This is a genomic window from uncultured Paraglaciecola sp. (assembly GCF_963977085.1).
In the GTDB taxonomy this organism is placed as follows: Bacteria; Pseudomonadota; Gammaproteobacteria; order Enterobacterales; family Alteromonadaceae; genus Paraglaciecola.
The window spans coordinates 62,605-74,653 of sequence record NZ_CAXBNC010000016.1; the positions used below are offsets into that span (position 1 = coordinate 62,605).

General features: G+C 41.7%; 9 protein-coding genes. 1 reads left to right on the forward strand and 8 read right to left on the reverse strand.

Annotated elements, in window-relative coordinates; genetic code table 11:
* Positions 1 to 81: 81 nt before the first annotated feature.
* The 8 genes from sucD to sdhC all read right to left on the reverse strand — a co-directional run bounded on the left by sucD (position 82) and on the right by sdhC (position 9,842).
* Positions 82 to 954 carry a succinate--CoA ligase subunit alpha gene (sucD, locus tag AAC000_RS16820; protein WP_339724259.1) on the reverse strand — a complete coding sequence of 291 codons (873 nt, stop codon included), beginning with the start codon at positions 952 to 954 and terminating at the stop codon, positions 82 to 84.
* Positions 954 to 2,120 (reverse strand): ADP-forming succinate--CoA ligase subunit beta, encoded by a 1,167-nt coding sequence (gene sucC / locus AAC000_RS16825; RefSeq protein ID WP_339724260.1) that lies wholly within the window; start codon positions 2,118 to 2,120, stop codon positions 954 to 956. The genes sucD and sucC overlap by 1 nt, the downstream gene beginning before the upstream one ends.
* Positions 2,121 to 2,242: 122 nt before the next feature.
* Positions 2,243 to 3,727: a 2-oxoglutarate dehydrogenase complex dihydrolipoyllysine-residue succinyltransferase gene (odhB, locus tag AAC000_RS16830; RefSeq protein WP_339724262.1), complete on the reverse strand. Its 1,485-nt coding sequence runs from the start codon at positions 3,725 to 3,727 to the stop codon at positions 2,243 to 2,245.
* Between the two features lie 9 nt (positions 3,728 to 3,736).
* Positions 3,737 to 6,562, reverse strand: a complete 2,826-nt coding sequence (gene sucA, locus AAC000_RS16835) for a 2-oxoglutarate dehydrogenase E1 component (protein ID WP_339724264.1) — start codon at positions 6,560 to 6,562, stop codon at positions 3,737 to 3,739.
* 72 nt (positions 6,563 to 6,634) lie between these two features.
* Entirely contained in the window at positions 6,635 to 7,345 is a 711-nt protein-coding gene (locus AAC000_RS16840) for a succinate dehydrogenase iron-sulfur subunit (protein ID WP_339724266.1), read from the reverse strand.
* 11 nt (positions 7,346 to 7,356) lie between these two features.
* On the reverse strand, positions 7,357 to 9,126 hold the full coding sequence (gene sdhA, locus AAC000_RS16845) for a succinate dehydrogenase flavoprotein subunit (protein WP_339724268.1): 1,770 nt from the start codon (positions 9,124 to 9,126) through the stop codon (positions 7,357 to 7,359).
* On the reverse strand, positions 9,127 to 9,474 hold the full coding sequence (gene sdhD / locus AAC000_RS16850) for a succinate dehydrogenase, hydrophobic membrane anchor protein (RefSeq protein ID WP_339724271.1): 348 nt from the start codon (positions 9,472 to 9,474) through the stop codon (positions 9,127 to 9,129).
* On the reverse strand, positions 9,468 to 9,842 hold the full coding sequence (gene sdhC / locus AAC000_RS16855; protein ID WP_339724273.1) for a succinate dehydrogenase, cytochrome b556 subunit: 375 nt from the start codon (positions 9,840 to 9,842) through the stop codon (positions 9,468 to 9,470). Before sdhC ends, sdhD begins: the two co-directional genes overlap by 7 nt.
* Positions 9,843 to 10,310: 468 nt before the next feature.
* Here sdhC and AAC000_RS16860 point away from each other — a divergent pair, with 468 nt between their 5' ends.
* Positions 10,311 to 11,591, forward strand: a complete 1,281-nt coding sequence (locus AAC000_RS16860; RefSeq protein ID WP_339724275.1) for a citrate synthase — start codon at positions 10,311 to 10,313, stop codon at positions 11,589 to 11,591.
* Positions 11,592 to 12,049 lie beyond the last annotated feature (458 nt).

Below are 12,049 nucleotides of genomic sequence, written 5' to 3' on the forward strand. Positions count from 1 at the left end.
TACGGTGTGAATTATAAACAGATATAAAAAAACCCGCTAAAAGCGGGTTTTCAAATCAACTAGTATTGAATTACTTAGAAACTACCAACCAGTAATTTCCCGTAAACCTTTACCGATATCAGCCAAAGAACGCACAGTTTTAACACCTGCGGCTTCAAGCGCTTTAAACTTCTCGTCAGCTGTACCTTTACCACCGGCGATAATTGCGCCAGCATGACCCATACGCTTACCTTCAGGTGCAGTTACACCAGCAATGTAAGATACAACAGGCTTAGTGACGTTAGCTTTGATAAATTCAGCTGCTTCTTCTTCAGCAGAACCACCAATTTCGCCGATCATTACAATAGCTTCTGTTTCTGGATCTTCTTGGAACAATTTCAATATATCGATGAAGTTTGAACCAGGGATAGGGTCGCCGCCAATACCTACACAAGTAGATTGACCAAAACCTTCATCAGTAGTTTGTTTAACTGCTTCGTAGGTTAATGTACCTGAACGAGACACAATACCCACTTTACCAGGCTTATGGATATGACCAGGCATGATCCCGATTTTACATTCGCCAGGAGTGATAACACCAGGGCAGTTTGGACCGATCATGCGCACGCCTTTCGCAGTCAAATATTCTTTCACAAACAACATATCGATTGTGGGAATACCTTCAGTGATACAGATAATCAATTCGATTCCTGCATCAGCCGCTTCTACGATAGAATCTTTACAAAATGCTGCAGGTACATAGATTACAGATGCAGTAGCACCCGTTGTCTCAACTGCTTCACGTACTGTATTGAATACAGGTAGATCTAAGTGAGTTGTACCGCCTTTACCAGGTGTTACACCACCGACCATTTGTGTACCATATGCGATAGCTTGTTCAGAGTGAAAAGTACCTTGACCGCCGGTAAAACCCTGACAGATAACTTTAGTATGCTTATTAATTAATACAGACATTATTTGCCCTCCGCAGCTTTAACAACTTGCTGAGCTGCGTCAGTAAGACTGCTTGCAGCTATGATATCTAGATCTGAGGCAGCTAATACTTCACGACCTAATTCCGCGTTAGTACCTTCAAGACGAACAACAACTGGTACGTTAACACCTACTTCTTTAACCGCACCAATAATGCCTTCAGCAATCATGTCACAACGAACGATGCCACCAAAAATATTCACTAATACCGCACTAACGTTACTGTCAGAAAGAATGATTTTAAATGCTTCAGCAACACGTTCTTTGGTTGCGCCGCCGCCCACATCAAGGAAGTTAGCAGGTTTGCCACCATGAAGGTTAACAATATCCATGGTACCCATAGCAAGACCGGCACCGTTAACCATACAGCCAACGTTTCCGTCTAGAGCAACATAGTTAAGTTCCCATTTGGCCGCTTCAGCCTCACGAGCATCATCTTGTGATGGATCGTGCATAGCAGCCACTTTTGGTTGACGATAGGTAGCGTTTCCGTCAATCGCTACTTTCGCATCTAGACAGTGAATATCACCGTCAGCTTTAATTACCAGTGGGTTGATTTCGATAAGGGCAATATCCAAATCAACAAACATTTTTGCAAGACCAAGAAATATCTGTGTGAACTGTTTTATTTGTACGCCTTTAAGGCCCAATTTAAACGCCATTTCACGGGCTTGGTAAGGCTGAGCACCCACTATAGGATCAATTTCAGCTTTAAGAATTTTTTCAGGAGTTTCGTGAGCAACAGTTTCAATTTCAACACCGCCTTCAGTAGACGCCATGAAAACAATACGACGAGACGTACGGTCAACAACGGCACCTAGATAAAGCTCATCGGCGATATCAGTACATGATTCAACCAAAATTTTGCTAACAGGTTGGCCATGTTCATCAGTTTGGAAAGTAACCAAGTTTTTGCCTAACCACTTTTCAGCGAAGGCTTTGATTTCTTCCTTAGTTTTAACTAATTTAACACCACCTGCTTTACCACGGCCACCTGCGTGAACTTGGCATTTAACTACCCACTCACTTCCGCCAATTTTATCAGCTGCTGCTGCGGCTTCTTCAGGAGAATCGGTTGCGACCCCCTCAGAGACTGGCAAGCCGTATTCTTTGAATAACTGCTTGCCTTGATATTCATGCAAATTCATGGTTTTTCTACCCGTTTAATTTAAGAAAAAAGCCGCTAATAAGCCGCTTTATTTTATATGTCGCTACGAAATACAATAACGACGACAATACAGGCGAGGAAAACCTCACCTGTATCAATTAGTTACACATCTAATAATAGACGTGTTGGATCTTCTAACATTTCCTTGATGGTCACCAAAAAGCCGACAGACTCTTTACCATCAATAATGCGGTGGTCATATGACAATGCCAAATACATCATTGGCAAAATTTCCACCTTACCGTTCACTGCCATAGGTCTGTCTTGGATTTTGTGCATACCCAAAATTGCGCTTTGTGGAAGGTTAAGTATAGGTGTTGACATTAATGAGCCAAACACTCCACCATTAGTAATAGTGAAATTTCCACCCTGCATATCAGCCATGCTTAATTTACCATCACGACCTTTAAGGGCTAATTCTCTAATTCCACCTTCAATGCCTGCCATGCCTAAAGCATCAGTGTCTTTAAGTACTGGCGTCACTAAACCACGTGGTGTGGATACAGCAATAGAGATATCAAAATAATTGTGATAACAAATGTCATCACCATCAATAGAAGCGTTTACTTCAGGGAAACGTTTAAGTGCTTCGGTCACGGCTTTAACATAGAAAGACATAAAACCAAGGCGAATACCGTGGCGTTTTTCAAAACTTTCTTGATACTGTTTACGTAAGTCCATAATTGGCTTCATGTTGACTTCGTTAAACGTCGTCAACATAGCCGTGCTGTTTTTCGCCTCTAATAGACGCGTAGCTATGGTTTTACGTAAACGTGTCATTGGCACACGTTTTTCAGTACGATTACCTAACGCAACAACAGGTGCAGCTTCAGATGATGCAGCAGGTTTGCTAGCTGGCGCTTGTAAAGACTTTTCAACGTCTTCTTTAGTGACACGACCACCTTTACCTGTCCCTTTAATGTTAGAAGCATCTAACCCTTTTTCAGCCAATAGTCTACGAACTGACGGGCTAAGTGCATCATTTTCATCAGATGAGGCTTCAGTTGCCGCTGTTGCTGGCGCTGCACTAGCAACACTTCCCGCAACAAAATTAGCAATCACTTGCTCACCAGTTACAGTTTCACCTTCAGGCGCTAAAATTTCACTTAACGAACCGTCTGCTGGTGCTACAACTTCTAACACAACTTTATCTGTCTCAATATCAACTAAATTTTGATCTCGAGAAATGGCTTCACCTGGCTTTACATGCCAAGTTGCAATTGTTGCATCTGCCACTGATTCTGGCAGAACAGGTACCTTAATTTCCACTGACTCACCTTTATTACCGGATGGTTGACTTGTTTGTTCACTGGCTTGAGCAGGAGCAGCGGCCCCTGCGCTTGCACCCGCGCCTTCTTCAAAATTAGCTATAGTTTGCTCGCCTAGCACTGTTTCGCCTTCAGCTTGTAAAATTTCGCTAATGACACCGTCTGCAGGAGCGACTACTTCTAACACTACTTTATCTGTTTCAATATCTACGAGATTTTGATCGCGGCTCACTTTATCGCCAACCTTTACATGCCAGGTAGCGATTGATGCATCTGCCACTGATTCAGGCAATACCGGTACTTTTATTTCTATTGTCATACTGGTTCCTTATTTAATTGTTAATGCATCATCAACCAAATCTTTCTGCTGCTGGTTGTGAACTGAAATATAGCCTACCGCAGGAGAAGCTGAGGCTTTTCGACCGGCATAAGTTAATGTCGCAGGGACAGGCAAGGCCGCCCAAAAATGATGTTGACTACAATACCAAGCACCTTGGTTTTGTGGCTCTTCTTGACACCAAACCCAATCTTTAACGTGCTTGAATTTACTGATCACTTCTTCAATTTCGCCATGTGGGAAAGGATAAAGTTGCTCAATACGTATAATCGCTACGTCGGTTTGCTCATTTTTACGACGCTGCTCTAACAAGTCATAATAAACTTTGCCAGAACACATCACCACTCGCTTCACCTTACTTGGGTCAATATCATCGATTTCATCGATAACATTATGGAACACACCCTCAGCCAACTCTTCAATACTTGATACAGCCAAAGGATGACGTAATAAAGACTTAGGTGACATAACAATAAGTGGTTTACGCATCGGACGTAGTGCCTGACGACGTAACATATTAAATACTTGAGCAGGTGTTGAAGGCACACATACTTGCCAATTGTGATCTGCACACATCTGTAAGAAACGTTCTAGACGAGCAGAACTATGCTCAGGGCCTTGTCCTTCATAACCATGAGGTAACAACATAGTTAATCCACACAAACGTCCCCACTTCGCTTCACCAGAACTTAAAAACTGATCTATTACAACTTGTGCACCATTGGCAAAGTCACCAAATTGCGCTTCCCAAATGGTCAAAGTACCTGGTTCAGCCGTTGCGTATCCAAACTCAAAGGCAAGTACAGCAGCTTCAGATAAAACAGAATCATATATCTCCATTTTACCTTGTTCAGCATGCAAATTAGCTAAAGGCATATAGGCAGAACCATCAGTTTGGTTATGCAGTACAGCATGGCGATGGAAGAATGTTCCACGACCAGAGTCTTGACCTGTCATACGGATATTACTGCCTCCGTCAACAATAGCCGCATAAGCTAAATTTTCTGCCATTCCCCAATCGAGTGCTTTCTCGCCACTAACCATAGACGCGCGGTCTTTGTACAGCTTAGCCACACGTGATTGTAACTTATGCTCTTCAGGGAAAGTACAAAGCTTGTCACCTAATTCTTTTATTTTTTCAACACTGATGGCACTGTCAAAATTAACGTCCCAATCGTGTCCAAGATAAGGAGACCAATCAACTGAATGTTCTGTCATTGGACGCCATTCTTCCACCACACAGGCGCCATGATCTAAGGCGGCACGGTAGTCACTCACTAATTTCTTAACTTCGTGAGCATCTATGCTTCCCTCTGCAATAAGTTGATCTGCATATATTTTACGGGGAACTGGGTGCACTTTGATCTTTTGATACATCAAAGGCTGAGTGGCATTCGGCTCATCGGCTTCGTTATGTCCATGACGACGATAACAAACCAAGTCAATTACAACATCACGTTTAAATTGATTACGATAATCCAGTGCCAATTTAGTCACAAACAAAACTGCTTCAGGATCATCTGAATTTACGTGGAATATTGGCGCCTGCACCATCTTGGCAATATCAGTACAATATTGCGTAGAACGCGTATCTTCAATATTAGAAGTAGTAAAACCGACTTGGTTATTGATTACGATACGAACTGTGCCACCCACTTGGAAACCACGGGTTTGCGACATGTTAAAGGTTTCTTGTACTACACCTTGGCCTGCTATAGCCGAATCACCATGTATTGTAATCGGCAATACAACTGAGCCATCGGTACAACCACGTCTGTCTAATCGCGCGCGAACAGAACCAATAACAACCGGATTAACGATCTCAAGATGAGATGGGTTAAAGGCTAAGGCTAAATGTAAGTTACCACCTGGCGTAGCAAAATCAGAAGAGTAACCGGCATGATATTTTACATCACCAGCACCGAGTGAATCATCATGTTTACCAGAGAACTCATCAAACAATACCGATGGATTCTTACCCAGTACATTCACTAAGGTATTAATTCTACCGCGGTGAGCCATACCAATAACCACTTCTTTAGTGCCCTTAGTACCAGCATGACTAATCAAGCCTTTTAACATGGGAACTAGAGCATCACCACCTTCAAGTGAGAAACGTTTAGCACCGGGGAATTTAGCACCTAGGTATTTTTCCATACCATCAGCCGCCACTAAACCTTTAAGGATGCTGACCTTTTCTTCTCGAGAAATTTCTGGTTTGGCTTGCACTGATTCAATACGATGCTGAACCCAACGCTTTTGCTCAGTATCGGTAATATGCATGTACTCGGTACCAATAGAACCACAATAGGTACGGTTGAGAGACGCAAATAACTCACCCAATGGCATAGATTCTTTGCCAATAGCATAAGAACCTACATTGTAGGTGGTATCAAAATCTTTCTCAGATAGATTATGATGAGATAGTTCTAAATCTCGGACTCTAGGTTGTTTCCACAATTCTAGAGGATCAAGATTGGCATGTTGATGACCTCGAAATCTATAGGCATTAATCAACTGCAGTACTTTAACTTGTTTTTCGTCGCCACCGCTTATATTCGACTGAGTAACACCAGAACCCGCTCGAGCAGCAGGACCAAGCGCTGCTAATGTACGAAATTGATCACGAACGAGACTATGCTTGCTTTCAACTTCGACGCCATCAAGTTTAGGTAGGTTTTCAAAAATGCCTCGCCATTCATCAGATACGCTTTGCGCATCATCAAGATAGGCTTCATACATTTCTTCTATATAAGTAGCGTTGCCACCAGCCATGTGAGAAGAATCCCACCATGCTTTCATCACGCTTTGTTGCATTGTCGTCCCTTGCTTTAATCAGACTTGCAATTATGTGTGCTTGCGCACACGGTATTTTATTCTTGGTAAACTCTATACTGCTCGTTTAAGCAGCATTGATTTTATATGACCGATCGCTTTAGTCGGGTTTAATCCTTTAGGACAAACACTGACACAATTCATAATGCCATGGCACCTGAATACACTAAAGGCATCATCTAACTCGCCTAAACGCTCATCTGTTGCTGTATCTCGGCTGTCTGCCAAAAAGCGATAAGCATGCAACAGACCTGCAGGACCAATAAACTTGTCAGGATTCCACCAGAATGACGGACATGATGTTGAACAACATGCACATAATATACATTCGTACAAACCGTCGAGTTTTTCTCTTTCTTCAGGTGACTGTAAAAATTCACGGGCTGGCGCATGACTATCTTCGTTAATAAGATACGGTTTGACCTTTTCATACTGAGTATAAAATTGTGTCATATCGGTAACTAAGTCACGCACTACAGGCAATCCAGGTAAAGGACGAACCACTATTTTAGAACCTTTAAGCGCAGAAAGTGGCGTAATACAGGCCAAACCATTTTTACCATTCATGTTGACGCCATCTGAGCCACACACACCTTCACGGCACGAACGACGGAATGACAGAGTGGGATCTTTTTCTTTTAATGCTATCAAGGCGTCCAGAACCATCATATCTTGGCCTTCTTCGACCTCCAATTGATAGTCTTGCATACGAGGAGCGTTATCAACATCAGGGTTGTAACGGTAAACTGAAAAATTTAATTGCATGGTCGTTACTCCTAGTACGTTCTTGCTTTAGGTGGAAAGGCTTCACGCAATTTAGGTGTCATATTCACCTCACGTTTTATCATTGATTTAGTTTCTGGTAAATAAACAGAATGGCATAACCAATTAGCATCATCTCTATCTGGGAAATCGAAACGGCTATGAGCGCCACGACTTTCAGTTCTGAAATTAGCAGCTACTGCTGTTGTATAAGCAGTTTCCATCAAATTATCTAATTCTAGACACTCAATACGCATTGTATTGAAGTCGTTACTTTTGTCATCTAGACGCGCATTTTCTAATCTTTCGCGGATATCACCTAATTCTTTCAAACCTGTAGCCATTGCATCACCTTCACGGAATACCGAGAAGTTTAATTGCATACACTGCTGCAAGTCTTTCTTGATTTGAACAGGGTCTTCGCCTTTGCCTACCGTAGAGTTTTCCCAACGGTTAAAACGTACCATAGCCGCATCAACATCATCATTGGATGCTTCACGGGCATCAATTCCGTCAATAGCTTCACCCAGGTGTAGCCCAGTTGCTCGGCCAAACACCACTAAATCTAATAGTGAATTACCACCTAAACGGTTGGCACCATGCACAGATACACAAGCAATTTCACCACAGGCGAATAAACCTTTAATGGGTGCTGCGTTACCGTTTGCATCAATACTAAGGGCTTGTCCGTCAACATTGGTTGGTACCCCCCCCATCATGTAATGACAAGTTGGAATAACAGGAATCGGCTCTTTTACTGGGTCAACATGTGCAAAAGTACGAGAAAGTTCCAAGATACCCGGTAAACGAGACTCCAGAACTTCCTTCCCTAAATGATCAAGTTTTAACTTACAATGTGGACCTAAAGGACCATCAAAACCACGACCTTCACGAATTTCTGTCATCATGGAGCGGGCCACTACGTCACGACCAGCTAAATCTTTAGCATTAGGTGCGTAACGTTCCATAAAGCGTTCGCCATCTTTATTAAGCAGATAACCACCTTCACCACGACAACCTTCGGTTACCAAAGTACCCGCACCGGCTATACCTGTTGGGTGGAACTGCCACATCTCCATATCTTGCATAGGTACACCAGCACGAAGTGCCATACCTAAACCGTCGCCAGTGTTGATGTGTGCATTAGTGGTAGAAGCATAAATACGCCCTGCTCCACCTGTTGCCAACACTACCGCTTTGGATTTGAAATAAACGACTTCGCCAGACTCGATATCAATAGCAGTACAACCCACTACATCGCCATCTTGGTTTTTGACTAGGTCAAGTGCATACCACTCGCTGAATACTTTTGTTTTGTTTTTCACATTTTGCTGATAAAGCAAATGTAATAAAGCATGACCTGTTCTATCGGCGGCGGCAGCAGTACGAGCGCCTTGCTCACCACCAAAATTTTGCGATTGGCCACCAAAAGGACGTTGATAGATTTTTCCGTTTTCGAAACGTGAAAAAGGTAATCCCATATTTTCCATTTCAATAATGGCTTCTGGACCGGTTTTACACATATATTCGATAGCGTCTTGGTCTCCGATATAATCAGAACCTTTGACCGTATCGTACATATGCCATTCCCAATTATCTGCATGGGCATTACCTAAAGCGACAGTAATACCACCTTGAGCTGACACAGTATGTGAACGTGTAGGAAAGACTTTTGACAACAGAGCACAAGATTTACCTGACTCTGAAATCTGCAATGCTGCGCGCATACCCGCGCCGCCAGCACCAATTACGACCGCATCATACTCATGAACAGGAATACTCATTTACACACCCCACAAAACAAATAAACCTACAACTACATAAACAAATGCAATTAGGTTAAGAACAAATTGAACAAACGCACGCAAACCGGGTGCTTTTACATAGTCAGTTAAGACTTGCCACATGCCGATACGCACATGATACATAATTGAAACCAACGTCATGAAGGTAAAAATTTTCATCGCAAGACCAGAAAATAAATCTGTCCAAATGACATAAGTCACTTCAGGGGTGCTGATAAAAAACCATCCCATGAACAACGAAAATGCAGTCATAATGATTGCAGTGGCGCGAATGGTTACAAAATCTTGAACACCATTACGTTTTAAACTTGCTTGACCGGTTACCATAATACAACTCCTACTAAGATGGTTAAGACAATCCATGCAGCAATAATTGCTTTTGCACTGAGATCTCCTGAACGAAGCTCTTCCCAATGCCCTAAATCCATTATCATGTGCCTAACACCACCTAACACATGATAAATCAAGGCAGAAATGGTCCCAATGGCAACAAACTTACCTAAAGGGCCAGCCATTTGTTCCTTAACAAGGTCAAAACCTTCTAAAGAAGATACAGACGTTGCCCAAGCCCAGATCACAAACATCAACGCAAAAAACATTGCGACGCCTGTAACGCGGTGGAGAATGGAAGTAATAGCTGCAGGAGGAAAACTAATAGTATTGAGTTGTAAATTAACTGGTCTTTGTTTTTTCACGTTTATCGCTCTTTTTACCCGTAGGTGGTTTAAACATTTAGGCTAATAACATTTGCGTGTAAATTTTTTGCTAAAACTCTATTTCTTGTCCATAACATTGTTACCACTTTGTTAATGAAAAGTTAACTAGAAATAATCTTTTCGATATGGAGCGCTTTAAGCCCCAGAAGTATATCCAGCCATTCAAATAAATACAATTGTTGTTCTTTATTAAAGGTTTATAAATAATAACAAGTGGATTAGATCACTCTGTATAGAATAGGATGCGTGCCTAATACGAAACTTAACCAAGCTATGCTAAAATTTTATTTGCTTGACGTGGCTAAAGAAGTGAATATTTAATAAGCGGAAACGCATAAAAATTGACTTTATAAGTCATTGTAAGTTCAAATAGCGGCAATTTCCCCCCTAGTAAATAGCAAAATATGCTGTTTATCGAACAAAAAACGATTCTGAGGAGAACAGTATATGGCAGACAATAAAGCCATTTTAAAAGCGGGTGACAAAGAAATCGAACTTCCGATTTTGTCAGGAACTGCAGGCCACGATGTAATAGACATAAGGTCTCTAGGCGCTAATGGGTACTTTACCTATGACCCCGGGTTTATGGCAACTGGCTCATGTGAATCATCGATTACATATATTGATGGGGCCAAGGGTATTCTGTTACACAGAGGTTATTCCATCGAAGAATTAGCCCGCGATGCAGACTATATTGAAGTGGTTTATATGCTTTTGCATGATAAAACTCCTAATACTGAAGAATACAGAGACTTTAAAGATACTATTACTCGCCATACTTTAGTCCATGATCAAGTGAATAACTTTTTCCGTGGTTTTAGACGCGACGCACATCCTATGGCAATGTTATGTGGCACAGTAGGCGCTATGGCATCTTTTTACCATGACGACCTAAACATCCATGATCCAGAACAACGTTTACGTAGCGCATACCGCTTAGTCGCGAAAATGCCTACTTTGGTTGCTATGTGTTACAAGTACAACATCGGTCAGCCATTTGTGTACCCAAGCAATAAATTAAGCTACGCAGAAAACTTCCTTAATATGATGTTTTCTGTTCCTGCTGAAGACTATAAAATTAGCCCAGCAGTTGCTAAAGCAGTAGATAGAATCTTTATTTTGCATGCTGACCACGAACAAAACGCGTCTACCTCTACAGTGCGTTTGGCGGGTTCCTCTGGGGCTAACCCTTACGCATGTATTGCGGCTGGTGTTGCTTCTTTATGGGGACCTGCTCACGGCGGTGCTAACGAAGCGTGTTTGAACATGTTGGAAGAAATAGGCTCTGTTGACCGTATACCAGAATTTATCGCTAGAGCGAAAGATAAAGCTGACCCGTTCCGCTTAATGGGCTTTGGCCATAGGGTTTATAAAAACTTTGATCCTCGTGCCACTGTTATGCGTGAAAGCTGTCATGAAGTATTAGCCGAGCTTAAAATCGATGATCCTTTGCTGAATGTTGCAATGGAACTTGAAAGAATTGCTTTGAGTGACCCCTACTTCGCAGAGAAAAAACTTTTCCCGAATGTAGATTTCTACTCTGGGATTATTCTAAAAGCAATTGGCATTCCTACCAATATGTTTACCTGTATTTTTGCTTTAGCACGTACAGTAGGTTGGGTATCTCATTGGCATGAAATGTTAAGCCAACCAGGACAAAAAATTGGCCGTCCTCGTCAGTTATATACGGGTGAAGCACAACGTCCTTACAGTAAGATAGAAAAGTAATAAAACACCCTCAATTATCTAAAAAGCTGCCTCTGGCAGCTTTTTTTCTATCCCGAAAACCAATTCAAAAATTGACTTAATTTCATGGAATTTTTTGCTCAAGCCATAATTTTCTAACAAATTCTATTTTTGTTCCCCAAAATAATCTGTACATCCAGCAATCCGCTCCTTACTCCACACGCCAATATTAAGTTGTGCACCTGTAATTATTAATTACCACACAAATTGTCAACCAATTGATATACCAATCTAAAATATAAACTTACCAATCAATATAACCAATAGTGATATTTACGGGCGAAAAATGCGAACTATCGAGCAAATAACAATCCATTATAGGTAATTGATGCGAGTAACACCCAAAAAAACCGACAAGTTTGGCCTTGAAATTAACTTTTTTACTCTAAAAAATTAAAAAATTGGTATTACCAATGGTGCATAAAGTCTTTACATAAATG